23 protein-coding genes are annotated in these 26,228 nt (G+C 65.2%); 17 read left to right on the top strand and 6 right to left on the bottom strand.

Features of this window, described 5'->3' with window-relative positions; all coding sequences use genetic code 11:
* Positions 1 to 8 precede the first annotated feature (8 nt).
* Entirely contained in the window at positions 9 to 968 is a 960-nt protein-coding gene (locus tag X268_RS21710) for a lysylphosphatidylglycerol synthase transmembrane domain-containing protein (protein WP_128926803.1), read from the bottom strand.
* Between the two features lie 207 nt (positions 969 to 1,175).
* On the opposite strand from X268_RS21710, the gene X268_RS21705 reads away from it, so the two are divergent.
* From X268_RS21705 to X268_RS21660, 10 genes are all read left to right on the top strand, one after another.
* Entirely contained in the window at positions 1,176 to 2,165 is a 990-nt protein-coding gene (locus tag X268_RS21705; RefSeq protein WP_128929340.1) for an NAD-dependent epimerase, read from the top strand.
* 4 nt (positions 2,166 to 2,169) lie between these two features.
* On the top strand, positions 2,170 to 3,582 hold the full coding sequence (locus tag X268_RS21700; protein WP_128926802.1) for a mannose-1-phosphate guanylyltransferase/mannose-6-phosphate isomerase: 1,413 nt from the start codon (positions 2,170 to 2,172) through the stop codon (positions 3,580 to 3,582).
* A gap of 183 nt (positions 3,583 to 3,765) precedes the next feature.
* On the top strand, positions 3,766 to 4,770 hold the full coding sequence (locus tag X268_RS21695) for a Gfo/Idh/MocA family protein (RefSeq protein WP_128926801.1): 1,005 nt from the start codon (positions 3,766 to 3,768) through the stop codon (positions 4,768 to 4,770).
* A gap of 51 nt (positions 4,771 to 4,821) precedes the next feature.
* Positions 4,822 to 5,973 carry a DegT/DnrJ/EryC1/StrS family aminotransferase gene (locus X268_RS21690; protein WP_164938170.1) on the top strand — a complete coding sequence of 384 codons (1,152 nt, stop codon included), beginning with the start codon at positions 4,822 to 4,824 and terminating at the stop codon, positions 5,971 to 5,973.
* Positions 5,974 to 6,064: 91 nt separating this feature from the next.
* A complete protein-coding gene (murJ, locus tag X268_RS21685; protein WP_128926799.1) occupies positions 6,065 to 7,591 on the top strand; it encodes a murein biosynthesis integral membrane protein MurJ in 1,527 nt (508 codons plus the stop codon).
* A gap of 259 nt (positions 7,592 to 7,850) precedes the next feature.
* Positions 7,851 to 8,126, top strand: a complete 276-nt coding sequence (locus X268_RS21680) for a YjiS-like domain-containing protein (RefSeq protein WP_128926798.1) — start codon at positions 7,851 to 7,853, stop codon at positions 8,124 to 8,126.
* Between the two features lie 52 nt (positions 8,127 to 8,178).
* Positions 8,179 to 8,703, top strand: coding sequence for a GNAT family N-acetyltransferase (locus tag X268_RS21675; RefSeq protein ID WP_164937854.1), 525 nt, complete (start codon positions 8,179 to 8,181; stop codon positions 8,701 to 8,703).
* A 161-nt stretch (positions 8,704 to 8,864) separates the two neighbouring features.
* Positions 8,865 to 11,174 carry a xanthine dehydrogenase family protein molybdopterin-binding subunit gene (locus X268_RS21670; RefSeq protein WP_128926796.1) on the top strand — a complete coding sequence of 770 codons (2,310 nt, stop codon included), beginning with the start codon at positions 8,865 to 8,867 and terminating at the stop codon, positions 11,172 to 11,174.
* Between the two features lie 154 nt (positions 11,175 to 11,328).
* Positions 11,329 to 11,775, top strand: coding sequence for a c-type cytochrome (locus X268_RS21665; protein WP_128926795.1), 447 nt, complete (start codon positions 11,329 to 11,331; stop codon positions 11,773 to 11,775).
* 216 nt (positions 11,776 to 11,991) lie between these two features.
* Positions 11,992 to 13,275: a cystathionine gamma-synthase family protein gene (locus X268_RS21660; protein ID WP_128926794.1), complete on the top strand. Its 1,284-nt coding sequence runs from the start codon at positions 11,992 to 11,994 to the stop codon at positions 13,273 to 13,275.
* Between the two features lie 72 nt (positions 13,276 to 13,347).
* Here the strand turns inward: X268_RS21660 and X268_RS21655 are convergent, their stop codons facing one another.
* Positions 13,348 to 13,764, bottom strand: a complete 417-nt coding sequence (locus X268_RS21655; RefSeq protein WP_128926793.1) for a CHRD domain-containing protein — start codon at positions 13,762 to 13,764, stop codon at positions 13,348 to 13,350.
* A gap of 155 nt (positions 13,765 to 13,919) precedes the next feature.
* Between X268_RS21655 and X268_RS21650 the strand changes: the two genes are divergently transcribed.
* Positions 13,920 to 14,846 (top strand): c-type cytochrome, encoded by a 927-nt coding sequence (locus tag X268_RS21650; RefSeq protein WP_128926792.1) that lies wholly within the window; start codon positions 13,920 to 13,922, stop codon positions 14,844 to 14,846.
* Positions 14,847 to 14,994: 148 nt separating this feature from the next.
* Here X268_RS21650 and X268_RS21645 read toward each other — a convergent pair whose 3' ends face one another.
* Both X268_RS21645 and X268_RS21640 read right to left on the bottom strand, forming a co-directional pair.
* Complete coding sequence (locus X268_RS21645; RefSeq protein WP_018642903.1) at positions 14,995 to 15,240, bottom strand: Lrp/AsnC ligand binding domain-containing protein; 246 nt, start codon at positions 15,238 to 15,240, stop codon at positions 14,995 to 14,997.
* Positions 15,241 to 15,315: 75 nt separating this feature from the next.
* Positions 15,316 to 17,259 (bottom strand): PAS domain S-box protein, encoded by a 1,944-nt coding sequence (locus X268_RS21640; RefSeq protein WP_245477591.1) that lies wholly within the window; start codon positions 17,257 to 17,259, stop codon positions 15,316 to 15,318.
* A gap of 344 nt (positions 17,260 to 17,603) precedes the next feature.
* Here X268_RS21640 and thiD point away from each other — a divergent pair, with 344 nt between their 5' ends.
* The 4 genes from thiD (at position 17,604) to X268_RS21620 (ending at position 21,540) form a co-directional block, all read left to right on the top strand.
* On the top strand, positions 17,604 to 18,404 hold the full coding sequence (gene thiD / locus X268_RS21635; protein ID WP_128926790.1) for a bifunctional hydroxymethylpyrimidine kinase/phosphomethylpyrimidine kinase: 801 nt from the start codon (positions 17,604 to 17,606) through the stop codon (positions 18,402 to 18,404).
* Between the two features lie 202 nt (positions 18,405 to 18,606).
* Positions 18,607 to 19,419 (top strand): UDP-2,3-diacylglucosamine diphosphatase, encoded by an 813-nt coding sequence (locus tag X268_RS21630; RefSeq protein WP_128926789.1) that lies wholly within the window; start codon positions 18,607 to 18,609, stop codon positions 19,417 to 19,419.
* 13 nt (positions 19,420 to 19,432) lie between these two features.
* Positions 19,433 to 20,491 (top strand): glycosyltransferase family 4 protein, encoded by a 1,059-nt coding sequence (locus X268_RS21625; protein ID WP_128926788.1) that lies wholly within the window; start codon positions 19,433 to 19,435, stop codon positions 20,489 to 20,491.
* A 65-nt stretch (positions 20,492 to 20,556) separates the two neighbouring features.
* Complete coding sequence (locus X268_RS21620; RefSeq protein ID WP_128926787.1) at positions 20,557 to 21,540, top strand: threonine/serine dehydratase family protein; 984 nt, start codon at positions 20,557 to 20,559, stop codon at positions 21,538 to 21,540.
* A gap of 180 nt (positions 21,541 to 21,720) precedes the next feature.
* Here X268_RS21620 and X268_RS21615 read toward each other — a convergent pair whose 3' ends face one another.
* Positions 21,721 to 23,538, bottom strand: coding sequence for a caspase family protein (locus X268_RS21615; RefSeq protein WP_164937853.1), 1,818 nt, complete (start codon positions 23,536 to 23,538; stop codon positions 21,721 to 21,723).
* A 165-nt stretch (positions 23,539 to 23,703) separates the two neighbouring features.
* Here X268_RS21615 and X268_RS21610 point away from each other — a divergent pair, with 165 nt between their 5' ends.
* Together X268_RS21610 and X268_RS21605 are read left to right on the top strand one after the other, a co-directional pair.
* Positions 23,704 to 24,147: an RbsD/FucU family protein gene (locus tag X268_RS21610; protein ID WP_128926785.1), complete on the top strand. Its 444-nt coding sequence runs from the start codon at positions 23,704 to 23,706 to the stop codon at positions 24,145 to 24,147.
* A gap of 71 nt (positions 24,148 to 24,218) precedes the next feature.
* Positions 24,219 to 24,578 carry a hypothetical protein gene (locus tag X268_RS21605; RefSeq protein ID WP_128926784.1) on the top strand — a complete coding sequence of 120 codons (360 nt, stop codon included), beginning with the start codon at positions 24,219 to 24,221 and terminating at the stop codon, positions 24,576 to 24,578.
* A gap of 168 nt (positions 24,579 to 24,746) precedes the next feature.
* On the opposite strand, the gene X268_RS21600 is transcribed toward X268_RS21605, so the two are convergent.
* Positions 24,747 to 26,180 (bottom strand): hypothetical protein, encoded by a 1,434-nt coding sequence (locus X268_RS21600; protein ID WP_164937852.1) that lies wholly within the window; start codon positions 26,178 to 26,180, stop codon positions 24,747 to 24,749.
* Positions 26,181 to 26,228 lie beyond the last annotated feature (48 nt).

Here is a 26,228-nt window from a genome sequence, read left to right as displayed (position 1 = left end):
CAACGTCGTCACTCCGGCACTCCGATCGGAGCCGACCCCTGCGCGGCTTTCTCCGCGCTGAGGATCCAGACCAGGCCGCCGACCGCGCCGACGATGAAGTAGACGGCGCCGTATAGCAGCGAGACGTTGACGCCCTCGTTGGCGGCAAGTCCCGCGAAGCCGAACGCCAGGCCCATCGTGGCCTCACGCACCCCCCAGCCGGCGATCGAGATCGGCATCATGGTGATCAGCATCACGGGCGGCACGAGCAGAAAGACGTCGCTGAAGCGAACCGGCGCCGCAATCGACTGCACCACGCACCAGGCGATCACGACAGCGAGCACGTGAACGAGGACCGACAGGATGGCGATGATCGGTCCGCGGGTGCGGCTGAAGATCACCCGATTTGCGATCACCGCACAGGCGTGAATGTGATGCGTGGCCCACCACGTCTTCAGCCAGCCCCAATTCAGAGCGCCGAAGATCAGGAAGCCGAGGCCGCCGGCGAGCGCGAGCAGGTCGATCAGCAGCAGCGCCGAGCGTCCGTGCGCATCGGTGATCAGGCGATAGCTCCAGGGCAGGCTCGCGACGATGAGAACCGCGAGCGCGATCAGGCCGATCGCGCGGTCGACGAAGATGGAGTAGGTGGCCGCGCGCCAGCCGGCGCCGGCGCGTGCGACGAGCCACAGCCGGACCGCGTCGCCACCGATCGCGGACGGCAGGGTCTGGTTGAAGAAAGAGCCGATCACGTTGTAGCGCATGGCCCGTCCGAGCTCGAGCGGCGCGCCGCAGACGGCGCTGATCACGCGCCAGCGCAGCACGCCGACGAAGATCTGCAGGAACGCGATCGCGATCGCGATGCCGATCCAGAACAGGCTGGTCACGGTGAAACGCGAAAACAGTTCGGTGAGATCGACCTTGCGCAGCGCCAGATAGAGCAGCGCCGCGGAAATCAGGATTTTGGCCGTCGACAGCAGGATTCGGCGCATCTCGCCCGCATGAACAGGGTTTGCGAAGATTTGAGGCAACCCGACGCCAGGCGCCGAATTCGGCCGCTTTGGTATGGTTTTGGCGCCGATCTTGCAATAGCCGTCGTTAAGGTCGTCATGAAGGAGTTGTCAGGAGGAACAGGGACCTATTGCGACCCCATCGAGGCGGCGGCTAAACAGGACGGGCCAGGGGTCCCAGGGAACAGGATGATGGATCAGGCGATTTTGGTCACGGGAGCCGCCGGCTTCATCGGCTTTCACGTCGCCCGGCAGCTCCTGGGCGAAGGCCGCACCGTCGTCGGGCTCGACAATCTCAACAGCTATTACGATCCGGCATTGAAGCGGGCGCGCCTCGCGCTGTTGCAGACTTCCTCCCGCTTCTCCTTCGTGGAGGCCGATCTTGCCGACCGCGAGACGATGGCGAGGCTGTTTGCGCGAGATGGTTTTTCGCAAGTTGTGCATCTGGCGGCTCAGGCCGGTGTGCGCTACTCGATCGAGCAGCCGCACGCCTACGCCGATTCCAACCTGCTGGGCTTTCTCAACGTGCTCGAGGGCTGCCGCCACAATGGCTGTCGTCATCTCGTGTATGCCTCGTCATCCTCCGTTTATGGCGCCAACACAAAAATGCCATTTGCGGTGGCGGACCGGACCGATCATCCCGTGAGCTTCTATGCCGCGACCAAGAAGGCGAACGAGGTGATGGCGCAGTCCTACAGCCACCTCTATCGCCTGCCGGTCACGGGCCTGCGCTTCTTTACCATTTACGGGCCATGGGGACGGCCCGACATGGCCATGTTCCTGTTCGTAAACGCCATCATGGCGGGCAAGCCGATCCGCCTCTTTAACCATGGCAAGATGCGTCGCGACTTCACCTATATTGATGACGTGACGCGTGTAGTATCCAAGCTGATCGATCTTGTGCCCGTGGACGATCCGGCTGCCGCAAATGCGCCGTTTAAGCTCTACAATGTCGGCAATCACCATCCGGAGGAGCTGATGCACGTCGTCGGTCTTCTGGAGCGGGAGCTGGGCCGGACGGCGATCAAAGAATTGCTGCCGATGCAGCCGGGAGATGTGCTGGAAACGTTCGCGGATGTCGAGGATTTGATGCGCGACACCGGCTTTGCACCGTCAACGCCGATCGAGCATGGGGTCCATAATTTTGTCACCTGGTACCGGGACTACTTCAAGGTTTGAGATGATGGACAAACGCATAATCCCCCTGATCATGTGCGGCGGTGCCGGCACGCGGCTGTGGCCGGCGTCGCGCGAGGTGCGGCCCAAGCAGTTCCTGCCGCTGTTCGGCACGCGCTCGACCTTCCAGGACACGCTGCTGCGCGTGTCCGATCGTTCCCTGTTCGACCGGCCGATCGTCATCACCAACGCCTCCTATCGCTTCATGGTGCTGGAGCAGCTCGCCGAGATTGGCATCGAGGCCGACGTGATCCTCGAGCCGATGCGGCGCGATTCCGGGCCGGCGATCGCCGCCGGCGCGGTGTTTGCGCAGAACCGCGCCAATGAGGCGATCGTGCTCGCGCTCGCCGCCGATCACGTCGTGCAGGACAATGCCGCTTTCGTTGCCGCCTGCCGCGAGGGCCTCACCGCTGCGAGTGCTGGGCGCATCGTCACCTTCGGCGTCAAGCCGGAGCGGCCGGCGACCGAATACGGCTACATCAGCCCGGGCGAGGGGATCTCCGGCGAGGTGCACGCGGTCGCGCGCTTCGTCGAGAAGCCGGACGCGGTGAAGGCCTCCGACTACGTCAATTCGGGCTATCTCTGGAACAGCGGCAACTTCATGTTCCCGGCGGCCGTGCTGCTCGACGAATATCGCAAGGTCGATGCCGCCAGCGTCGAGGCTGTCACCAATGCGGTCAACAATGCCGGCCGCGATCTCGGCTTTGTCACGCTGGAGCCCGAGGCGTTCGGCGCGGCGAAGGCAATCTCGATCGACTATGCCGTGATGGAGAAGACCTCGCGCGCGGCGGTCGTGCCGGTCTCCTGCGGCTGGTCCGACGTCGGCTCCTGGCACGCGGTGTGGGAATTGTCGGCGAAGGACGCGCAAGGCAATGCTGCGCACGGCAGCGCCGTGTTCGAGGATTCCCGCAATTGCAACGTCACCACCGATTCCGCGCTGGTGGCGCTCGAAGGCGTCGACGATCTCGTCGTGGTCGCGACCGCCGATGCGGTGCTGGTCTCGCGCCAGAAGGATGCCAACGGCCTGAAGCGCCTCGTGACCAAGCTGAAGGCGGTCGCGCCGAAAGTCACCGAGGAGCATCTCAAGGTACACCGGCCCTGGGGCAGCTATCAGTCGGTCGACAATGGCGAGCGCCACCAGGTCAAGCGCATCGTGGTGAAGCCGGGCGGGCGGCTGTCGCTGCAGAAGCACCACCACCGCGCCGAGCACTGGATCGTGGTTCGTGGCACGGCCCAGGTCACGGTCAACGAGACCGTGAAGACGGTGCACGAGAACGAATCGATCTACATTCCGATGGGCGCCGTCCACCGGATGGAGAATCCTGGCAAGATCCAGCTGGAGCTGATCGAGGTCCAGACCGGCAGCTATCTCGGGGAAGACGACATCATCCGGATTGAAGACGACTATCAAAGGTCGTAACCAGCAACCTCCGAATCACGCGCCCCGGGCCGGTTAAGCGGTATCTTTTTCGGCCTAACGCCCGGGGAACGTGTAACTTTTTGAATCAAATCGTGTCCGGCCCGCTAGCGCGCCATTCGCCACAAATGTGGCCTCCGTGCTAGAAGCGCGCCGGGGATTTGGGTTGAATCGGGGTTTGCTCAGATGAGTTCAAAGGGATCTGCACCGGCAAAGGCCGGCTTGCGCGTCGGCGTCATTGGTGCCGGCGTGATGGGCAGCAACCATGCGCGTGTGCTGAGCGGTCTGCCGGGGGTCAGCCTGGTCGGCGTCGTCGACCCTTCGCCGGCGCACCGCACCCGCGCCACCGAGCTCGCCAATTGCCCGAGCTTCGAGACGCTCGACCAGCTGTTCGCCGCCGGCGTCGACGCCGTCACCATCGCAGCGCCGACCCACCTGCATCACGAGGTCGCGCTCGCCTGCATCGCCAAGAACATCCACGTGCTGGTCGAGAAGCCGATCGCATCCACGGTCGAAGAGGGCCGCGAGATCGTCGCCGCCGCGCATAAGGCTGGCGTGACGCTGATGGTCGGCCATGTCGAGCGCTTCAATCCGGCGGTCGCCGCGGTCAAGCAGGCGATCGCGGGCGAGGACATCCTCTCCATCGCCATCACCCGCGTCGGCCCGTTTCCGCCGCGCATGTCCAATGTCGGCGTGGTCATCGATCTCGCCGTGCACGACATCGATCTGATCCGCTGGTTCACCGAATCCGACATCGTCGAGGTGCAACCGCAGCTGTCGAGCGCGGTCGCCGAGCGCGAGGACATCGCGCTGCTCCAGTTCCGCACCGAGAGCGGCGTGCTCGCCCACATCAACACCAACTGGCTGACGCCGTTCAAGGCGCGCAGCGTCACGGTGGCGACCCGCGACAAATACGTGATGGGCGATCTGCTCACGCGCCAGGTCACCGAATGTTTCGGCTTCAAGCCGGATGGCAGCTATTCGATGCGGCATTTGCCGGTCGGGCATGACGAGCCGCTCCGCGCCGAGCTGATCGCGTTCCTCAAGGCGGTGCGCAACGGCGAGACGCCGGCGGTCACCGGCGACGAAGGCGTCGCCAGCCTCGAGATCGCGACCCAGTGCCTCGAGACGCCGTCACGGCCCGCGGCGACGTCGCCTGCCCGCAAGGGGCCGCGCCGCGTCGCCGGCTGATTCCTTTCCATGTCGACCGCTCAAAACCAGCAAGGCGCCGAGAACCCGGCTATGAACCAGCATCTGCGTTCCGAACCCATTCCCTTCATCGACGTCGCCTCGCAGCGCCGCCGGCTCGGCGCCTCGCTCGATGAGGCCGTCAAGCGCGTGCTGGACCATTGCCAGTTCGTCAACGGCCCCGAGGTGTTCGAGCTCGAGAAGCAGCTCGCGGCCTACAGCGGCGCCAAGCACGTCATCGGCTGCGCCAGCGGCACCGACGCGATCCTGATGGTGATGATGGCGAAGAAAGTCGGGCCCGGCGATGCCGTGCTGTGTCCGTCCTTCACCTTCATCGCGACCGCTTCCCCGGTGGCGCGGACGGGCGCGACACCGGTTTACGTCGACGTCGACGAGGCCACCTTCAACATGAGCCCGGAATCGCTCAAGCGCGGCATCGCGACCGCGCGCAAGGCCGGCCTCAAGCCGGTCGCGGTGATTCCGGTCGATTTGTTCGGCCAGCCCGCCGATCACGATGCCATCGCCGAGATCGCCAGCGCCGAGGGCCTGTTCGTGCTCGATGACGCCGCGCAAGGCTTCGGCGCGAGCTACAAGGGTCGTAAGCTCGGCACCTTCGGGCACGCCACCGCGACCAGCTTCTTCCCGGCAAAGCCGCTCGGCTGCTTCGGCGATGGCGGCGCGATCTTCACCGATGACGACGAGCTCGCCGCCACCTTGCGCAGCATCCGCGTGCACGGGCAGGGCGTCGACAAATACGACAACGTCCGCCTCGGCCTCACCGGCCGGCTCGACACCATGCAGGCGGCGGTCCTGATCGAGAAGCTGAAGATCTTTGACGACGAGATTGCCGCCCGCAACAGGGTTGCGGAGCGCTACGCGGGCGGCCTGTCGAACGTCGTCACCGTGCCGCGCCTCGCGCCCGGCAACACCTCGGTCTGGGCGCAGTACACGATCCGCCTGCCCAAAGGCACCGACCGCGACGGCTTCGCCGCCGCTCTGAAGGCCCAGGGCGTGCCGACCGCGATCTATTACGGCAAGTCGATGCATCAGCAGACCGCCTACAAGCATTATCCGGTCGCGGAGGGGGGCCTGCCGGTCTGCGAGAGCCTGTCGCAGGACGTCATCAGCCTGCCGATGCACGCCTATCTGACTGAAGCCGACCAGGAGCGAATCATCGCCGCCGTCCGCGGCGCGCTCGCGGCCTGATTTCTGCCCTCTCCCGCACGGGGAAAGGGCGCAGTAATGCGCATCGCAAGATGCAATCGACCTCCGTCCGATAAGTCTCTAGAACAGACGCATGCTCGGACGCATCTTCACGGTTGGTGGTTACACACTGCTGTCGCGGCTGACGGGGTTTGCCCGCGACATCATGCTCGCGGCGATCCTCGGCGCCGGCCCGGTGGCTGACGCCTTTTTCGTGGCGCTGCGGCTGCCCAATCATTTCCGTGCGATCTTCGCCGAGGGCGCCTTCAATGCCGCCTGGGTGCCGGCCTATGCCCATGTCCATGGCGAGAAGGGGGAGGGGGCGGCGCACCTGTTCGCCGACCGCATCTTCACGCTGCTGCTGGCCTCGCAGGTTCTGCTGCTGGTCGTCGCCTGGCTGTTCATGCCGCAGGCCATGAGCATTTTGGCGCCGGGCTTCAGTGAGGATGCCGAGCAGCGCAAGCTCGCGATCGAGCTGACCCGGATCACCTTTCCCTATCTGCTGCTGATCACGCTGGTGACGCTCTATGGCGGCATGCTCAACGTCATGCAGCGCTTTGCCAGCGCCGCGGCCGCCTCGATCTTTCTCAACGTCGCGATGATGATGACGCTGGCGGTTGCCGTCTGGTTTCCGACCGCGGGCCACGCCGCGGCCTGGGGCGTGCTGATCTCGGGCTTCCTGCAATATTTCCTGCTTGCCGGCGATCTCGCCCGCCATGGCGGCTTGCCGCGCTTTGCGCCGCTTAAGCTCGACGAGGACGTTCGCAGCTTCTTCAAGGCGCTGGGTCCGGCGACGCTGGGCTCGATGGGGACGCAGGTCGCGCTGTTCGCCGACACCATCATCGCGACCTTCCTGCCTGCGGGCGCGCTGTCGGCGCTCTACTACGCCGATCGTCTCAACCAGCTTCCGATCGGCGTCATCGGCATCGCCATCGGCACGGTGTTGCTGCCGGAAATGTCGCGGCGGATCACGGCCAACGATCATGACGGCGCGATGAACGCGCAGCACCGCGCCTTCGATTTCACGCTGCTGTTCTCGATTCCGTTCGTGGCGGCCTTCCTCACCGTGCCCGACGAGATCATGCGCGCGCTGTTCGCCCGCGGCGCCTTCTCGAAGGCCGATGCGGTCGCGGCCGGCGGCACGCTCGCCGCCTATGCCATCGGCTTTATCCCCTTCGTGCTGATCCGCAGCGCTGTCGCGACCTTCTACGCGCGCAAGGACACCGCGACGCCGGTGCGGGCGTCGCTGACCGGCATTGCGGTCAACGTCGCGCTGAAGGTCGCCTTGATGGGGTCGCTCGCGCAGATCGGCCTCGCGCTGGCCACCGCCGTCGGCGTCTGGACCAATCTCCTGCTGGTGCTGTTCTTCGCCGTGCGGCGCGGCTTTCTCGTGCTGGACCGCGCCTGGCTGATGTCGCTCGGCAAATTCGTGCTGACTGGCCTCATCCTCGCCGCCGCGTTCTGGCTGATCGCGCACTTCGGCGCTCCATCTCTCGCCTCGATGCATTTCCACGATGAGTTGATGCTGGTCCTGCTCGCGGTCGGTGGCGCCATCGTCTATGCGCTCGCGATCCTCACCCTGTTCGGCCGCAACTGGCTGGTCTCGCTGGTGCGCGGCTAGCGAGCGCGGCGTTCGCCTCCAGGCTGCAACCAACATCTGCACATCTCTTGATTTTGCGCGATTGCCGTGGTACTCACGCCGCATGATCAAATCCTCGCGCAAAATCAACTTCAACCACATGACCCGCTTCGGCTGGGCCGTGGAAGGAGTCGTGCGCTAGAAATTCGACGACGACATCTTTTCCACCAGGCCCCGCCGGCACCGGACGGGGCCTTTTCTTTGGCCACGCTCCCTGCCGGCTCAACAGCAGGAGCATCCGATGCCACCCCAACAGACGAACATCACAGCCGCGACGGGGCGTGATGCCGCGCGACTTCGCCTCGACCTTTCCACCGTCTTGAGCCTGCTCAAGCGATGCTGGCGAGTGTTTCAGGCGTGGCAGCCGCACGCACGGGCCTCCTTGCACGACCTCAGCGACAGGGAGCTAATGGATATCGGCCTGACGCGCGGCGAGATCGACTGCCTCACACCTGAACGTGCCATCGAGAGGTTGAGAGACAATGCGAGGACTCTGTGGGGCCGCGGCGGGATGTAACCTGCCACCAATCCCTGCCGGTCTTCGCTGCTGCAAAGGAGAGGAGGCGATCATGACGTCGCATGCTGCGGCTGCTCAGGCGGACCTGGAGGTCCGACGATTGACGATCGATGATCTCGATCTCTTTCGCGACATTCGCGCGCAGGCGCTTCGGACGCATCCTCAAACCTTCAGTTCTCCTGAAGAGGACGAGGGCGGTGAGGCGATGATGGCGGCCTATCGCCATTGGCTGAGTGGAACTGTGCTTGGCGCCTTTGGGCGTGGCCATCTGATCGGTGTAGCAGGCTTCTATGTCTCGCCGGACAAGCGATCGCAGCACAGGGGCCACATCTTCACGGTTTACGTGCGGGAGGATGGCCGAGGTCGAGGCGTCGGAGATCGACTCATCAAGGAGCTTCTTGCCCATGCCGAGGCTTGCGTCGAACAGGTGCACCTTGCCGTCCTGGTCGAAGCAACGGCTGCGATCAGGACCTACAGGCGCAACGGCTTTGAAATCTACGGTACCGATCCCGCCGCGGTCCGCATCGGGGAGGCCACGTACGACAAATACTTTATGGTCAGGAAATTCAGCCACTGACGCCGTTCCGCACGGCGGTCCGGCCTGGTCGCGCCAGAACTGTCGAGGGTGGCTTCGCATCATCGGCCCCGATAGGGAACGGCCCTCCTAAACCCGTTTGCCTTGCCAGTTTTTCCACGGCAATATGGCCCGCAAAACAACCATGAGAACGGGAAGACAAAATGGCGGCTCCCATCAAGTTCGGCGTTGGCCAAAGCGTGCTGCGCAAGGAAGATGACGCGCTCATCCGCGGCAAGGGTCGCTATACCGACGATTACGCACCGCAGGCTGCGCTGCGCTGCCTGATGCTGCGCTCGCCGCATGCGCATGCCAAATACACCATCGACGTGAGCCGCGCGCGCGGCTTGGCCGGCGTCGCGCTGATCCTGACCGCCGACGACATTGGGGATCTCGGCAATCTGCCCTGCCTGTTCAACCTCGAGACCGATCCCTTCACCGGCCCGCCGTACCCGATCCTGGCCAAGGACGAGGTGCGTCATGTCGGCGATGCCGTTGCCTTTGTCGTCGCCGAGACCATCGACCAGGCCCGCGACGCGATCGAGGCGATCGATGTCAAATGGTCGCCGCTGCCGGCGGTGACCGGCGTCGTCAACGCCGTCAAGAAGGGCGCGCCGCAGGTCTGGCCGGACAAGCCGGGCAACGTCCTGTTCGACGTCTCGATCGGCGACAAGGCCGCGACGGAGGCTGCCTTCGCAAAGGCGCATGCGGTCGCCGAGATCTCGATCGTCAATCCGCGCGTGGTCGCAAGCTTCATGGAGACGCGTGCGGCGGTGTGCGAATACGACGCTAAGCGCGACCATCTGACGCTGACGATCGGCAGCCAGGGCAGCCATCGCCTGCGCGACATCCTGTGCCAGAACGTGCTCAACATCCCCACCGACAAGATGCGGGTGATCTGCCCCGATGTCGGCGGCGGGTTTGGCACGAAGCTGTTTCCGTACCGGGAATACGCGCTGATGGCTGTCGCGGCGCGGCAATTGAAGAAACCGGTGAAGTGGGCGGCGGACCGCACCGAGCATTTCATGGGTGACGCGCAGGGCCGCGACAACGTCACGACGGCGAAGATGGCACTCGCCGAGGATGGCAAGTTCCTGGCGATGGATTGCGACCTGATGGGTGACATGGGCGCGTATCTGTCGACCTTCGGACCCTACATTCCCCATGGCGGGGCCGGCATGCTGCCGGGCCTCTACGACATCCAGGCCTTCCACTGCCGGGTGCGCACCATCTTCACCCATAGCGTGCCGGTCGACGCCTATCGCGGCGCGGGCCGTCCCGAGGCCGCCTATGTCATCGAGCGCCTGGTCGATGCCTGCGCGCGAAAGCTCGGCATGACGCCGGACGCCATCCGCCGCAAGAATTTCATTCCGCCGAAGGCGCTGCCCTACAAGACCGCCACGGGCAAGGTCTATGATTCCGGCGATTTCGCCGCACATCTGAAGCGCGCGATGGAGATCGCCGAGTGGAAGGAGTTTCCCAAGCGCGCGAAGCTTGCCAAGAAGAACGGCCTGATCCGCGGCATCGGTCTTGCGAGCTATGTCGAGATTTGCGGCGTGATGGGTGAGGAGACGGCCAATGTCCGCCTCGATCCCAATGGCGACGTCACCGTGCTGATCGGCACGCAATCCAGCGGGCAGGGCCACCAGACCGCCTATGCGCAGATTGTCGCAGAACAATTCGGCGTGGCGCCGGAGCGCGTGCACGTCCGTCAGGGCGACACCGACGAGATCGCCACAGGTCTCGGCACCGGCGGCTCGGCCTCGATCCCCACCGGCGGGGTCTGCGTGGAGCGCGCTGCGGGCGATCTCGGCAAGAAGCTGAAGGAGTTCGCCGCGCAGGCGCTGGAAGCCAGCGCTGGCGATCTCGAGATCACCAACGGCGTGATCCGCATTGCCGGCACCGACCGCTCGATTTCCTTCGCCGATCTCGCCAAGCGGCCCGGCGCCGATCCCTCGAAGCTGAACGGCAGCGCGACCTTCGCCAGCGCCGACGGCACCTATCCCAACGGCACCCATGTCGCGGAGGTCGAGATCGATCCGGCCACCGGCATCATCAAGATCGTCAACTACGTGATCGTCGATGATTTCGGCAAGACGCTCAATCCGCTGCTGCTGGCCGGCCAGGTGCATGGCGGCGCCATGCAGGGCATCGGTCAAGCCCTGATGGAGCAGGTGGTCTATGGGCCGAGCGACGGCCAGCTCATCACCGCGACCTTCATGGACTATGCGCTGCCACGGGCGGCTGATGGTCCCGCCTTCGTGTTCGAGACCAACAACGTCCCCTGCAAGACCAATCCGATGGGCGTGAAGGGAGCGGGCGAGGCCGGCGCGATCGGCTCCTGTCCCGCCGTCGTCAACGCCATCGTCGACGCGCTCTGGCGCGAATACAAGATCGACCACATCGACATGCCGGCAACGCCGGAGCGGGTGTGGATCGCGATCAGCGAGCATCACCGCCGCCACAGCCTGTAAGCCCAGCAAACGCGATCGCCCCTATACGGGCTCGACCACATATCCGGAGTGCGACGTTTTATCGTCGTGCTCCGGATGGAATGAAATCTGCCAATCGGTGTTGGCCCATGGAGGGGTCGGCACGATCCTAGCATCAGGGAAAGGGATTTTGCGAATGAAGCGAGTGTTGATTGTTGGGGGCGCGCTGCTGCTCGGGATGGGCGCGGTCTGGGCGCAACAGGACTCCGTCAAGGAAGTGCAGACCCTCATGAAGGGCAACGGCAAGAACGCTGGTGCGATGTCGGCGATGGTCAAGGGCGAGAAGCCCTACGACCAGGCCACAGTGGACAGTGCGCTGGCGCAGTTCGGCGATACCGCCAAGAAGCTGCCGAACCTGTTTCCGGCCAGCGCCAAGGGTGTGAAGCTCGACGGCGACTACTCGACCTCGCCGAAGGTCTGGGAGGACAAGGCCGGCTTCGACGCCAGGATCGCAAGCTTCGCCAAGGTCGTCGGCGAGGCCAAGGGCAAGATCAAGGACCTGGATTCGCTGAAGGCGAACATGCCCGCCATCGGCAAGGAATGCGGCGGCTGCCATGAGACCTATCGCGTGAAGAACGGCTGAGGCTTCATCCGGGCTACTGGGATCAAGAAAGGGCGGTTGCGAAAGCAGCCGCCCTTTTTCTGTTCGCAAGGTCTGACGGATCGTCTTCCGAGCAGTTATCTTCGCAGCAACGGCCGTGGCGTTGATGCGAGTCGGCGCATCTTTTTCCCGACTGCCTCATGACGTCAGGAGTTCCAACGCACGGCGAGCACCTGAATCAAGACAGCGAGACAGGCCATGGCAAAACCGTTTCCGTCGAAGACCCACATCGGCAACCACATGCTGCATCCCGAGACGCTGATGCTGACCTACGGCTATGATCCGCAGCTGTCGGAAGGCGCGATCAAGCCGCCGGTGTTCCTGACCTCCACCTTCGTGTTCAAGACCGCCGAGGACGGGCAGGACTTCTTCGACTATGTCGCCGGCCGGCGCGAGCCGCCGGAAGGCATGGGCGCGGGCCTGGTCTATTCGCGCTTCAACCACCCGAACAGCGAGATCGTCGAGGACAGGCTCGCGGTCTACGAGCGCACCGAGAGCTGCGCGCTGTTCTCGTCCGGCATGGCTGCGATCTCGACCACGATCCTGGCTTTCGTCCGCCCTGGCGACGTCATCCTGCACTCCCAGCCGCTCTATGGCGGGACCGAAACGCTGCTGACCAACACGCTGGCGCGTCTGTCGATCGGCGCCGTCGGCTTCCCCGACGGCATCGACGAGACGGCGGTCAGGCAGGCCGCGGAAGAGGCGATGCGCAAGGGGCGCGTTTCGATGATCCTGATCGAGACGCCGGCCAACCCGACCAACGGCCTGGTCGACGTCGCCATGATCCGCCGCATCGCCGATTCCATCGGCAAGGCCCAGGGACACACGCCGATCATCGCGTGCGACAACACGCTGCTCGGGCCGGTGTTTCAGCGGCCGATCGAGCATGGTGCGGATATTTCGCTATATTCGCTGACGAAATATGTCGGCGGCCATTCCGACCTGATCGCGGGTGCCGCACTCGGCGCGAAGGTGGTCATGAAGGGCATCAAGGCGCTGCGCGGCGCCATCGGCACCCAGCTCGATCCGCATTCCTGCTGGATGATCAACCGCTCGCTCGAGACGCTGAGCCTGCGCATGGAAAAGGCCAATGGCAATGCGCGCCTCGTCGCTGATTTCCTGCGCGATCACCCCAAGGTCGCCAAGGTCCATTACCTCGGTCATCACGAGGAGGCATCGCCCTCGGGGCGCGTGTTCGCGAGGCAGTGCCTGGGTGCCGGCTCCACATTCTCCTTCGACATCGTGGGCGGCAAGGCAGCGGCGGTCAAATTCCTCAACGCGCTGCAGATCCTGAAGCTGGCGGTGAGTCTCGGCGGCACCGAGTCGCTCGCGAGCCTGCCCGCAACCATGACCCATTCCGGCGTCCCCGCCGACATCCGCCAGAAAATCGGCGTGCTTGATTCCACGATCCGGCTCTCGATCGGTATCGAGAATCCGTCCGACCTGATCGCCGATCTCGCGCAGGCCCTGAACGCGGCCTGAGCGCGGTTGGAATCGAAAAGGCCGGACGCCCCTCCTGCGCCCGGCCTTTGCGCAACGAAGCAGCGTTGCGGCTTACTTCGTCACCTGACCGCGGATCTCGCCGCCGGGATTGGCCGCGGTGTGGATGTTGATGTAGTACTTGCCGCCGAGCAGATCGGCGGCCTGCGCGTCCGTCAGCGTTGCTTCGCCCTTGACCGGGCTTGTGGTCGCATTCGGGATCGCCACCGCCACGCCGGCGTTCTTGCCGGCCTCGGCAGGCCCGTGGAAATGCGCGGCAGTGGCGGGGCCGGAGAGCCCGGAATAAGTAACGGTCCAGGACAGCTTCTTGCTGGCCGCATCATAGTTCAGATCGGCGGTTCCGGTGGCGCTGCTGCTTGTCGCCGGCACCTCGGACTTGGCATCGAGCGTTGCCTTGAGCTTTTCGGCGCAGGCCGGGCCGGCAAAGGTCACGGCACCGAGTGCTAACACGGCAAAGACGGTCTTGTTCATGACATTCTCCCTGCTGAACCCGTTTGGGCTGTCAACCTTCCAACAGCCGGTATTTCAGTTTATTCCCGTCGCCGGCCAGGGCGGGCTAAATTCTTCGTGGTTGGAGCCGCGACGACATCGGTCATAAGTTCGCCGTGACGAGTGAACGGATACGCATGTTGCAACGAACAATTCTCGCAGGCCTGCTCGCCGCGGTCCTTGCCGCGGGCGTCTATTGGTGGCTCAGCGCGCCGGTCGTGGCGGCCGCGGGCGGTGCGCCCGCCCACGTGGCAAACCTTGCCAATGGCGAGGCGATATTCAACGCCGGCGGCTGCGCCTCCTGCCACACCACGCCCGACCAGCCCGATCGTGTCCGGCTCGGCGGCGGTGTCGCGATCAAGTCGCCGTTCGGGACGTTCTACGCGCCGAACATCTCGCCCGATCCGAACGACGGCCTCGGCAAATGGACGGAGACCGACTTCGTCAACGCGGTGATGCACGGCGTTTCGCCTGCCGGGCAGCATTATTTTCCCGCCTTCCCCTATACGTCCTATCGACGCGCCAGGCGCGAGGACGTGCTCGATCTCTTCGCTTATCTGAAGACGCTGCCGCCCGTCACCGGCAAGGTGCGCGACCACGATATGCGCTTTCCCTTCGACATCCGGCGTAATGTCGGCATCTGGAAATTCCTGTTTTTGGACGACAAGCCGCTGATTGCCGACGGCAGCAAGTCACCGCAATTCAATCGCGGCGCCTATCTCGTCAACAGCTTTGGTCATTGCGCTGAATGCCACAGCCCGCGCAACGCGCTGGGCGGCATCATCTCCAGCCAGCGTTTTGCCGGCGGGCCCAATCCGGAAGGCGAGGGCTGGGTGCCCAACATCACCCAGAAGCGCCTCGGCGAGTGGAGCACGAAGGATTTCGCCTATTTCCTCAAGAACGGCGAATTGCCCGACGGCGACAGCGTCGGCGGCGCGATGACGCGCGTGATCAAGAACACCTCGCAATTGTCCGACGAGGATATCGCGGCGATGGCGGACTACCTCAAATCGCTGCCGCCGGTGGACGGTCCGCCGCGGCCCAAGCGCAAGCAGGACAGCTAAGTCACGACGTTAGGGGCCGCAGCTTCCAGTGAGACCTTAACCCCTCACCCGGATCGCATCTTCGATGCGCTCCGACCTCTCCCTTCGGGAGAGGTGATCTTCTCGGCTGACACCGGTCCAAGCCAGCCAGACCTCAGGGGTTGCGGGTCTAGCCGGTGCCAAACGCCTTGAAGGTGATGATGGTGAGGGTGTCCTGGATGCCCGGCAGCACCTGCACCTTTTCGTTGACGAAATGGCCGATGTCGGTGTCCTTGTCGACGTAGAACTTCACGAGGAGGTCGTATTGGCCGGCCGTGGAGTAGATCTCGGAAGCGATCTCGGCTTCGGCAAGCGCATTGGCGACCGTGTAGGACTGGCCGAGCTTGCATTTGATCTGGACGAAAAAAGGGACCATCGCGGGACTCCGAAAGCGTATCTGGCGGCCAATAGGCCAAAACCGGCACGATTTAGCAAGCACGCTTGCCGGGATTCAGGAGGCCACGACCGCCGCGGCGAGTGCGTCTCTGAGCCGCTGGGCGAGCTCGACCTTGCGATAGGGCTTGGTCAGCACGATCGCCTGGGAATGCGCGCGGCCCTGCTCGACCAGGGTCTCCAGGGCATAGCCCGAGGTGAACAGGACCGGCAGCGAGGGGCGAATCCGCCGCGCCTGGTCGGCGAGCTCCCAGCCGCTCATGCCGCCCGGCATCACGATGTCGGTAAACAGCATGTCGATGCCGGGATCGGCGCGCAGCTGCTGCAAGGCCTCCTTGCCGTTGACCGCGGCGACGACGCGATATCCGAGCGCCTCGACCCGGCGAATGACGGAGGAGCGGACGAAGGGATCGTCCTCGGCGATCAGGATCGTCTCATACCCGCGCGGCGCCGCCTCCTCGCCGTCGGACAGGTCGGCCTGTGACTGCCCCGCGTCCGCGCGCGGCAGGTAGATCCGGACCGTGGTCCCGAGGCCTGGCTCGCTGTAGATCGAGACGTGGCCGCCTGATTGCTTGGCAAAGCCATAGACCATGCTGAGGCCGAGACCCGAGCCCTTGCCGACCTCCTTGGTGGTGAAGAACGGCTCCAAGGCGCGCTGTGTGACCTCCGGCGTCATGCCTTCGCCGTCGTCGGTGATCGAGATCAACGCGTAGCCGCCGGAGGCGACTTCGGGGTGAACGGCGCGATAGTGGTCGTCGAGCGTCACCAGCTCCGTGCTCAGGGTCAGGTGACCTCCGGCCGGCATGGCATCCTGTGCGTTGAGCGCCAGGTTCAGCACGGCGGATTCGAGCTGGGCGCGGTCTGCGAAGGCCAGGATCGTGCCGGGCCCCGAGGCCGTCGTGATCTCGATGTTTTCGCGCAAGGTGCGCTTGAGCAGCTTGAACATGGACTCGAGCAGGCCCCGGCAATCAATCGTCTGCGGCTGCAGCAGCTGCCGGCGGCTGAATGCGAGCAGGCGCTGCGTCAGCTCGGCACCCCGCTCGCCCGACTGGGCGATGTCGTCGGCAAAGCGTCGCAGGTCGGGCCTGGCCTTGAGCTGCTCGCTCAGATGCTCGGCGTTGCCGATGATGACGGTGAGCAGATTGTTGAAGTCGTGAGCGATGCCGCCGGAGAGCTGACCGACCGTCTCCATCTTCTGCGCCTGCTGGAGCTGCTGCTCGGTCAGCTTGCGCGTGGTCAGGTCGTGGACGATGCCGACGAAGATCGATTCGCCGTCCTGCCGGGCCTGGCCGACCGATACGTCCATCGCAAAGCTCGATCCGTCCTTGCGCAGGCCGGTGGCCTCGCCCGCAGTCGCGAAGTGCCTCGGCTGGCCGTCGGGCCCAGCGCCCGTCTCGGGCATTAGCATCCTGACGTTCCGGCCCATCACCTCGTCGGCGGCATAGCCGAACAGGCGCTCGCAGGCCGGATTGAACAGCAGGATGCGGTCCTGCGCATCGAACAGAATGACGCCGTCGACCGCGGTCTCGACGATCGCGGTGAGGCGCGTCACGCTCTCGCGCATCGCACGCTGTGCGTCGCTGACCTGCCGGAGCAGCAGCGTAGCGTCCCGGCTCTTGATTTCCTCCTCCTCGAGCGCGGCCTTGACCTGGCGCAGCTCGAACGGCGAGGGAATCGTCAGGATCTTCGGCAGCAGCGGCCAGAGCGCGCCGGCCGTGACCACGGACGCCACCGCGGTCGCCGCCTTGACGATGCCCTCGATGCCGTAGATCGGGACCCAGAGCGTGTAGATCGACAGCACATGGGTCAAACCGCACGCCATGATGAAGATCGCGAAGGCCCAGTAGACCCAGCCGAATTTGAGGTCGCGCCGCTTGGTGACCAGAATCGCAAGCGCGAAGGGGATCGAGAAATAGGCGGCCGCGATGCAGGCGTCGGCGACGACATGAAGCCAGATCAGCTCGGGTTCCCACAGCAGGCAGATGCCGTGCGGCGAAAGCATGGACGAGTCGAGGAGACGTTCAAAAAAGGCCCACATCGTTCCACCCCAAGATTCCATTCCAGGCGGCTCGCGGGCCGGGGCGGCCCGGGACGTCGGTATCGCCAGACAGCTCCACACCTGGAGGTCTCGCGCTTCGGCGAAGCAGTTCGAGACTATACCAAGGGCCCGGCGCAGTTGCATTTTCAAGCCCGCACAATTGCGGTGGCGAGGCTCGGCCGTGATTCGTAGTGCGCGCCACCGATCGCGAATCATGGCCGGCCGCCGGCCCGGCGCGCTTGCCGGTGCTCCTCGGGCGCGCTAGGACAGGCCATGGTGGTACCTGTATCCTGCAAATCTGTCCGGCGATGACGACCCCGGTCGCACTCACCATCGCCGGCTCCGACTCGAGCGGCGGCGCCGGCATCCAGGCCGACCTGAAGACGTTCGCGGCGCTCGGCGTCTACGGCGCCTCCGTCATCACGGCCTTGACGGCGCAGAACACGCGCGGCGTCACCGGCATCCATGCCGTGCCGGCCGAATTCGTCACCGCGCAGGTCGATGCGGTGTTTTCCGATCTCGATATTGGCGCGGTGAAGATCGGCATGGTGGCCCAGGCCGCCAGCATCGATGCGATCGCAGCCGCGCTGTCGCGCTGGTCGCCGGGGCATGTCGTGCTCGATCCCGTGATGGTGGCGACCTCAGGCGATCGCCTGCTCGCATCCGAGGCCGTCGATGCCCTGCGCACCAGGCTGATGCCGCTGGCCTCGGTGATCACGCCGAACCTGCCGGAGGCCGCGGCGCTGCTCGACGAGCCGGTCGCGGCGAGCGAGGCGGAGATCGAAAGCCAGGGGCGCCGCCTGCTGGCGCTGGGCTGCCGTGCGGTCCTGATCAAGGGCGGGCACGGCGAGGGCGCCGAGAGCACCGATTATCTCGTCGCTGCCGACCACACGATCGCGCTGTCAGCACCCCGCATCGCCACCCGCAACACCCACGGCACCGGCTGCTCGCTGTCCTCGGCGGTCGCGGCGGGGGTGGCCAGGGGCGAGGATCTGGCAAGCGCCGTGCGCAACGCCAAGGCCTGGATCAGCGCGGCGATCGCCGCCGCCGACCGCTTCAGCGTCGGCCACGGTCACGGCCCGATCCATCATTTCCACAGGTTCTACTGACGCGCGGCTCGTTCACTTCTCCCGCTTGTGGGGAGTGCAAAGCCAATCTGTCTTTGCGCCTCCTGCGGCGCCATGTCGCCTGATTGTCGCATGCGGCTGATATTCGCGGGGAGGGCGAGGCAAGGCGTGATTCGTATCTGAGGGCGCCTCGAGGGTTCAATCGGTCATCCCCCTGTCACGGGACATTGTTACAGGCTGGCGCATGGGAAGTTACGATGTGAGTGACGAGAGCCCGGAGCGGCGCTTTCGCACGTTGTTCATCTCCGACGTTCATCTCGGAGCCCGCGGTTCTCAAGCCGATCTTCTGCTCGACTTCCTGCGCTACCATGATGCCGACACCATCTATCTGGTCGGCGACATCGTCGACGGCTGGGCGCTGAAATCGAGCTGGCACTGGCCGCAATCCCACAACGATCTCGTGCAGAAGCTACTGCGCAAGGCGCGCAAAGGCGCCAAGATCATCTACATCCCCGGCAATCACGACGAGTTCCTGCGCAACTATTACGGCACGCATTTCGGCGGCATCGACGTGGTCGAGAACACCGTCCACACCGGCGTCGACGGCAAGCGCTATCTCGTCATCCACGGCGACATCTTCGATCTCGTGGTGCAGAACGCGCGCTGGCTCGCCCATCTCGGCGACAAGGCCTACGACTTCGCGATCCAGATGAATCGCCTCGTCAACTTCTTCCGCCGCTTGTTCAAGGTGCCCTATTGGTCGCTGTCGCAATGGGCCAAGCAGAAGGTCAAGAACGCCGTCAACTATATCGGCGCGTTCGAGCAGGCGCTCGCCGCCGAGGCGCGTCGCCACGAGGCCGACGGCGTGATCTGCGGCCACATCCACTACGCCGTGATCCGCGACGAGAATGGCATTCGCTACATGAATTGCGGCGACTGGGTCGAGAGCTGCACCGCCCTCGTCGAGCACGACGACGGCCATTTCGAGATCATCACCTGGGCGGATCATTTGCAGAAGCCGGAAGCCGTCCCGCAGGTTGCAGCCAGAGCTGCATGACAGTGGCCGCCTGATGCGCATCCTGGTCGCGACCGACGCCTGGCACCCGCAAGTCAACGGTGTGGTTCGGACGCTGACCAAGCTGGCTGATGCCGCCAAAGGGCTTGGCGTTGAAGGTGCTGGCGTCGAGTTCACATTCCTGACGCCGCAATCGTTCCGCACCTTCGCGATGCCGAGCTATCGCGACGTGCGGCTCGCCATGCCGCGCCCGGCGCGAATCGCGAGGCTAATCGAGGAGGCACGCCCGGACAGCATCCACATTGCGACCGAAGGGCCGATCGGCCTGATGGTCCGCCGCTATTGCCGCCAGCGCAGGCTGCCCTTCACGACCAGCTTCCACACCCGCTTCCCCGAATATGTCCGCGCCCGCGTGCCGGTCCCGGGCTCGCTGATCTGGCGGGCGCTGCGCCGCTTCCATGCCCCAAGCCGCGCCGTGATGGCGGCAACGCCGGCGCTGGCCCGCGAGCTGACCGAGCGCGGGTTCGACAATGTCGTGCTGTGGCCGCGCGGTGTCGATACCGGATTGTTCCACCCCCGCGCGGTCGATCTCTGCCTGCCGGCGCCGGTGTTCCTGTCGGTCGGCCGCGTTGCGGTGGAGAAGAATCTCGAAGCCTTCCTCGATCTCGATCTGCCCGGCACCAAGGTTGTGGTCGGCGACGGCCCCGCGCGGGCTTCGCTCGAAGAGGCCTATCCCGATGCGATCTTCCTCGGCGAGAAGCACGGCGAGGAATTGGCGGACATCTATGCCGCAGCCGATGTCTTCGTGTTCCCCAGCAAGACCGATACCTTCGGGCTCGTTCTCCTGGAAGCGCTCGCGAGCGGCCTGCCGGTGGCAGCCTTCCCGGTGAAGGGACCCCGCGACGTGATCGGCGATGCGCCGGTCGGCGCGCTCGATCACGATCTGCGCAACGCCTGCTTCGCGGCGCTCGGGATCTCCCGGCAGGACTGTGTCACGTTCGCTGCCAACTACACCTGGGAGGCCTCGGCGAGGGTCTTCATCGACGGCATTTTGGCGGTCGGCGCGGTGCTGCCCGGCCGAAACCGCGCGGAACAGCCCCGCCGGGTCGCCTGAGCGGAGCAAATCCCTCGCGTGGAGGTGTCTTGCCCGGGCCTCCTCGGCCGCGATAACATTCCGCCATGACCGAACAGCTCCTCCCGATCGGCCCCGCCGACATCGATGCCGCAGCGCGCGTGATCGCGCCCTACGCCATCCGCACCCCGCTGTTGTCCTTTCCCGTGCTCAACGAGCGCGTCGGCGCAAAGGTGTTCTTGAAACCGGAGATGCTCCAGCGCACCGGCTCCTTCAAGTTCCGCGGCGCCTTCAACAAGGTGTTTTCGATCCCGCAGGACAAGCGCGCTGGCGGCGTCGTCGCGTTCTCCTCCGGCAACCACGCCCAGGGCGTGGCGGCGGCGGCAAAAATCCTCGACATGCAGGCGACCATCGTGATGCCCGCGGATGCGCCGCTGTCGAAGCGCGAGCGCACCAAATCCTACGGCGCCGAGGTCGTGCTCTATGATCGCGACAAGGACGACCGCGAGGCGATCTCGCGCGGCATCGCCGAGAAGCGCGGCGCGACGCTGGTCAGACCTTATGACGATCCCTTCGTGATCGCAGGGCAGGGCACTGCCGGCCGCGAGATCGCGGAAGACATGGCGGGGCTCGGCCTCGCCCCCGATATCGTGGTGGCGCCCGCGTCCGGCGGCGGTTTGATCGCGGGCGTCGCGACCGCGGTGAAGGCGCGCTATCCGCGAGCCGAGATCGTCGTGGCCGAGCCCGAGGCGTTCGACGATCACGGCATCTCGCTGAGCGCAGGTCATCGGGAGCCGCATCCGCCTGCCGGCCGCACCATCTGCGATGCGCTGATGGCGCTGATCCCCGGCGAGATGACGTTTGCGATCAACAGCAAGCTCTTGGCGCGCGGCGTGACGGCATCGGATGCCGAGGTCGGCGCTGCGGTCGCCTTCGCCTATCGCGAGCTGAAGCTCGTGGTCGAGCCGGGCGGCGCCGTCGGCCTTGCCGCGCTGCTTGCCGGCCGCCTCGACGTCACGGGCAAGAACGTCGTCATCGTGCTCTCCGGCGGCAATGTCGATGCGGATCTGTTCGCCGAGCTGGTGGCTTAGTCGTCATGCCGGGGCGCGCGCGAGCGCGAACCCGGAATCCATTTCCCATCAACCCTGCTGCACAGTGGATTGCGGGCCTGCGCCTCTCGGCGCATCCCGGAATGACCAAGTTCAAGAGCTTGGATGAAGAAGGGGCAGAGTGTTTTCGCTCTGCCCCCTTTGTCGTTTTGCGCGCCGCGATTAGTGCATGAAGCCGCCGCGGGGATTGCCGCCGCCGCCCATGCTCGGCGCCTGGTTCATCGACTGCCGGAAGTTGTTGTTGCTGTTGACCATGCGGTTTGGCATCGCGTTGAGCTGGGGGCGATTGGTCTGGACGTTGTTCTGGACGTTGTTTTGGACCTGCACCTTGTTCACCGGGTTGTTGTTCAGCTTCACGATGCCGGTGTTGCCGTTGTTGATGCGAATCGGGTGGTCCTGCGTCTGAACCGGCTTCACGTCGACAGTCGAGCCGCCCTTGCCGACATTCACCGGCATGCTCACGATCTTGCCCGGCTTGCCGTTGGCATTGCTGCCGTTCGGCACGGTGTTGGTTACAGGCAAGGTCACGATCTTGCCGCTTCCACCATTGCTGTTGGTCGTGTTGGTCGGCGCGGGCAGGGTGACGATCTTGCCGGGGGTCTGCGGCGGTGTGCCGTTCTGCTGGCTCGGCTGGGTGTTGTTGCCCGAGGGCAGGTTGACGATCTGGCCGCCATTGCCGAGCTTGCCGATGGCATTGCCGTCGACCGGCTTCTGCACGACTGGCAGATTGCCGCCCATCTGCGAACCACCATTCCCCTGCTGCAGCGGCATGTATTTGGGCTGGCCGAGATTGCCGATCTTCAAGGTCGGGGTGACGTTCTGCGGCGCCAGGAACTTGGTCGCCTGCATCAAGGGGATCTGCTTCGGCTGCGCCTCGAGCTTCAGCGCGACTTGCGCATAGGGGCTGTTGCCATAGCTGTCATAGAAGCTCTTGTAGCCGAGCGGCGAGTTCACCAGCACCGCCTTGTGCCAGGCCTGCGACAGCAGGATGTTGTTGAGCAGCCAGCGGACGTGGTCGCACAGCGGGTCATGCGGATACATCTGGATGAACTCCTGATAGTACTCCGGGCGTCCCTCGGACACGACGTAGTCATAGGCCTGGCGCGTCGAGCGGCTCGGCAGGTTGGCAGCCATCGGCGCTTTGATCGGCGCGCGGCTCGCGGCAACCGCGGTGTCACCGAAGAAGGTGAAGTCCGAGGTCAGCGAGGAGCTCTCCCACGGAATCTGCGCGCCGCTGGTGGTCTGGTTCACCTGCAGGCGGACGCGCTTGAACAGCTGCTCGATCGGCACGTTGGGCTCGCGCGCGACGTTCAGGAAGGCCTGCGTGTACGGGCTGTGGCCGCCCGTGCCATCGAGCGCTTCGGCGCCCGGCGCGGTCGAGTAACCGACGATCGAGCCGTTCGGCGCGTCGACGATGGCAAGGCCGCGGCCGGCGTCGTTGACTTGCGGGAACGGATTGTTGCGGCAGGGATCGAGGATGACGATGCGCATGCGGCTCGGGATCGTCTCGAGCGTCGACATCACGTCGACGAGGCGCACCGAATTGTTGACGAGCTCGGTGGGGCTAGAGACCTTCGCATCGACGGGGACGAGATAGTTCTCACCGGCGAGCTGCACGCCGTGGCCGGCGTAATAGACCATCGCCACCGTGTTCGGGCCGCGCGAAGCGACCTTGGCGGAGAAGTCCTGAACGACGCGGATCATGTCGTTCTGGGTCAAATCGGTCGCTGCGACCACTTCGAAGCCGGCGGAGTTCAGGAATTGCGCCATCGATTGCGCATCGTCGTCGGGGTTCGCAAGCTGCGGCGCATTCTGGTAGTTCGCATTGCCGATCACCAGGGCCACCCGCTGCTCCGGGCCTTGCAGCGCGGTGGGGGCAGGCTGGACCGGAGCAACTTGCGCGGAAACGGGCCCGCAGGTGAAGCCGAACAGGCTTCCCACGAGGCTGGCCGTCATCAGAAGTGGCTTTAGGCGGAACATGGCGTGCTCCTCTGGCACTGATCTCGATGCGAGATTGGTTGCGAGGAAGTTTGGCCGCGTTCGAGCGCGTGGACCGTGATCCCTGTCACCACGGCCGCGGACGTGATCTGAATCACGCTTGGAACCTGCTATGGTTAGCGATCGATTGGGAGGAACCGCCGTCACATGCTGAAATCGATCGATCCGATCCTGACCCCAGACCTGCTCTGGCTGCTCGCCTCGATGGGCCACGGCGACGACCTCGTGGTCGTCGACGCCAACCCCCCCGCCACGCACATCGCCCGCTCGACATCGTCGCAGCGCCTGCTCCAGCTGCCGGGCATGACGATGGAGACGGCGGTCCGGGCCATCATGTCGGTCTATCCGCTCGACGATTTCGATCCCGATCCGGTGCGCGTGATGGCGCCGGTCGACGATCCCGACCGCATGCCCGACGTGCAGCGCGCGGTGCTGGCCGAGATCGCGCGCGCCAGCGGCGGCCCCATTGCTCCCGGCAAGCTGTCGCGGCCGGATTTTTATCGTGCGGCAGCGGCGGGCTTTGGTGTGGTGCAGGTCGGCGACAGCAGGGGCTATGGCTGCTTCCTGATCCGGAAGGGCGTGATCAGCTAGGGTGTCCTTGCCACGCACTCTGCACCCGGATTTGAATGGCGTTCCCGCAGCGGGCTGTCTATCGTTGATTCATGTCCCGCCTTGTGTGTCTATTCGTTGCTATCATCCTATCTCTGTTGCCCGCGGTCGCGCCCGCCGAGCCCGTGCAAAAGCGTCCCAAGCCGGTGTGGAAAGGCTATGGCTTCCTGCCGGGCTATCGCCAGCCGCTGAGCAACAGCATTCCGCTCTACAAGCAGAAGGACGCGATGCGGCGCCTCGCGCGCAACGACCGCCGGCACTGGTACATCGATCCGGTTCCGCAATATTACCGCTGGGACGGCGAGTGGCACTATTTCGGTCGCCCCGGCTTCAACGGCGGCCGCTACAACGGCGGCAGCTATGGCCCGTGCTGGACGCGCACGCCGATCGGGCCGATCTGGAATTGCGGGTGATGATGCCGGACGGCGCTCGCAGCAATGACGCGAAGTCAGCGGCGCGCTCGGATCGATCGCCGTCACCCTGAGGTGCACGCTCAGCAGCGCACCGCGGCGCTTCTCCGGCGATGCGAAACATCGTCCGGCTCAGCGGTGCGCTGCTGAGCCGGGACCCGATGCTCCCTCTTACGAAAAGAACGCGATCTTCTCGGCCTGGGTCATGCGGCGGATCGGGGCGAGGGGATCGTTCGCCGGCGCGCGGGGCTTTTGCAGAATGCCGCTGGCGAGGATGGTAGCGCCGAGCGAGGGTTCTGGGACGGGCGAGGGCGTAGGCAGCGGCGTGGCCGGTGCCACGGCGAAATTGGCGGTGGCTGCCATCGCCGGGGCCTGCTGTTCCATCACTTCGGCGGCGGCCTCCGCGATGGCGTCGGTGAGGCGCGCGAGCGAGTCCATCGCGATTGGCGCCTCCACGGCGGGCTCTTCCACGACGGGGGCGACGACGGGCGGAGACGCAATCGGCTCCGGCAGCTCGGCGGCGACGGGCGCTGTGGCCTCTGCAACCATCGGCGCCGAAACGGCCGCGTCCATCTCGATTGGCGCAATGATCTCGTCGAACTCCGGATCGGGCGCGGCCATCTCCAGCGCGATGGCCTCGAGCACGGCGTCGTCCTCGGCCTGCGCGGCCGCATCGAGCGCGAACGGGTCGGAGACTTCCGTAAAGGCGGCGGGGTCGGTGGCCGGCGCTTCAAACGAGACGTCGTCGGGCGCAGTATCTTCCGCCGCGACATTTTCAGGCACGGCCTGGTCGCGCGCGATGTCTTGAATGGCGGTTTGGCTTTCGACAGCCATCTGGCTTTCGACCGCAATCTCCGTCGTGGCGGACCCCTCCGGCGCCGGCTCGGCAGCGGCAAACGCTTCGGCGGCGCCGGCCGCATCCACGGCGGCTTCTGGCGCGATGTCCTGCGGCGGCTCCGTAAATGCCACGGCTGCTTCGCTGGCCATCGCCGCAACCGCGGTCTCGACGGGCGCTTCGGCGACGGATGACGGCGCCTCCTGCGCCGGGGCCGCCGCCTGCGGCGTTGCGCCGCCCTCGGTCCGCTCGACCCGATCCTTCAGCAGATCGAAGGCGATCCTGAGCTCGACGCGGGGATCGATGGTCGAGACTTGCGCGCAGGCGGCCTCGATCGAGGCGAGCTGCGAATCAATGAGGTCGCAGATGCGCCCGTCGGCGCCGATCTCGCGCCAGCGCCAGGAGATCTCCTTGATGATGCGCACCCCGCGCGGGATCGGTGCGAGACTCGCTTCGACCGCCGCGGGGTCGAAGGCCGCGAGCGCGATGGTCTCGGCCTCGCGGATGGCGCGGCGGATCTCGACCAGCGCTTCGGGCAGGCGATCCTCGACGACGGGTTGTCGCTGCGCCGCAAGGGTTTCCTCGATCTTGGCGACCGCATCGAGCACCATGCGCGTGTCGGCATTGCGGTTGCGCTTGGCGTATTCGCCAAGGAACCAGCGGCCGCGCGCGGTCTCCATGAAGGCTTCGCGGATCGCGTCGTAATCCTGCTCGTTCGGCTCGGCCGCGCGGGCAGACATAGGCGAGAGGGCGAATGCTTCGTTGGCCATGGCAATCTCGTCGCGCAAATCACTGCGCGTTAATGTAACGATCACCAC

The sequence above is a fragment of the Bradyrhizobium guangxiense genome (assembly GCF_004114915.1).
GTDB lineage: Bacteria > Pseudomonadota > Alphaproteobacteria > Rhizobiales > Xanthobacteraceae > Bradyrhizobium > Bradyrhizobium guangxiense.
Note: the sequence above shows the minus strand (reverse complement) of the source record. Positions and strands in the feature narration are given on the sequence as shown.

Bases quoted from the DNA above. Each gene is read 5' to 3' on its own strand.
- X268_RS21600 (WP_164937852.1), bottom strand. From the start codon at position 26,180: ATGGCCAACGAAGCATTCGCCCTCTCGCCTATGTCTGCCCGCGCGGCC.
- X268_RS21690 (WP_164938170.1), top strand. From the start codon at position 4,822: ATGAACCAGCATCTGCGTTCCGAACCCATTCCCTTCATCGACGTCGCC.
- X268_RS21650 (WP_128926792.1), top strand. From the start codon at position 13,920: ATGTTGCAACGAACAATTCTCGCAGGCCTGCTCGCCGCGGTCCTTGCC.
- X268_RS21610 (WP_128926785.1), top strand. From the start codon at position 23,704: ATGCTGAAATCGATCGATCCGATCCTGACCCCAGACCTGCTCTGGCTG.
- murJ (WP_128926799.1), top strand. From the start codon at position 6,065: ATGCTCGGACGCATCTTCACGGTTGGTGGTTACACACTGCTGTCGCGG.
- X268_RS21645 (WP_018642903.1), bottom strand. From the start codon at position 15,240: ATGGTCCCTTTTTTCGTCCAGATCAAATGCAAGCTCGGCCAGTCCTAC.
- X268_RS21700 (WP_128926802.1), top strand. From the start codon at position 2,170: ATGGACAAACGCATAATCCCCCTGATCATGTGCGGCGGTGCCGGCACG.
- X268_RS21695 (WP_128926801.1), top strand. From the start codon at position 3,766: ATGAGTTCAAAGGGATCTGCACCGGCAAAGGCCGGCTTGCGCGTCGGC.
- X268_RS21620 (WP_128926787.1), top strand. From the start codon at position 20,557: ATGACCGAACAGCTCCTCCCGATCGGCCCCGCCGACATCGATGCCGCA.
- X268_RS21660 (WP_128926794.1), top strand. From the start codon at position 11,992: ATGGCAAAACCGTTTCCGTCGAAGACCCACATCGGCAACCACATGCTG.
- X268_RS21655 (WP_128926793.1), bottom strand. From the start codon at position 13,764: ATGAACAAGACCGTCTTTGCCGTGTTAGCACTCGGTGCCGTGACCTTT.
- X268_RS21670 (WP_128926796.1), top strand. From the start codon at position 8,865: ATGGCGGCTCCCATCAAGTTCGGCGTTGGCCAAAGCGTGCTGCGCAAG.
- X268_RS21705 (WP_128929340.1), top strand. From the start codon at position 1,176: ATGATGGATCAGGCGATTTTGGTCACGGGAGCCGCCGGCTTCATCGGC.
- thiD (WP_128926790.1), top strand. From the start codon at position 17,604: ATGACGACCCCGGTCGCACTCACCATCGCCGGCTCCGACTCGAGCGGC.
- X268_RS21605 (WP_128926784.1), top strand. From the start codon at position 24,219: ATGTCCCGCCTTGTGTGTCTATTCGTTGCTATCATCCTATCTCTGTTG.
- X268_RS21630 (WP_128926789.1), top strand. From the start codon at position 18,607: ATGGGAAGTTACGATGTGAGTGACGAGAGCCCGGAGCGGCGCTTTCGC.
- X268_RS21675 (WP_164937854.1), top strand. From the start codon at position 8,179: ATGACGTCGCATGCTGCGGCTGCTCAGGCGGACCTGGAGGTCCGACGA.
- X268_RS21710 (WP_128926803.1), bottom strand. From the start codon at position 968: ATGCGCCGAATCCTGCTGTCGACGGCCAAAATCCTGATTTCCGCGGCG.
- X268_RS21640 (WP_245477591.1), bottom strand. From the start codon at position 17,259: ATGCTTTCGCCGCACGGCATCTGCCTGCTGTGGGAACCCGAGCTGATC.
- X268_RS21665 (WP_128926795.1), top strand. From the start codon at position 11,329: ATGAAGCGAGTGTTGATTGTTGGGGGCGCGCTGCTGCTCGGGATGGGC.
- X268_RS21680 (WP_128926798.1), top strand. From the start codon at position 7,851: ATGCCACCCCAACAGACGAACATCACAGCCGCGACGGGGCGTGATGCC.
- X268_RS21625 (WP_128926788.1), top strand. From the start codon at position 19,433: ATGCGCATCCTGGTCGCGACCGACGCCTGGCACCCGCAAGTCAACGGT.
- X268_RS21615 (WP_164937853.1), bottom strand. From the start codon at position 23,538: ATGTTCCGCCTAAAGCCACTTCTGATGACGGCCAGCCTCGTGGGAAGC.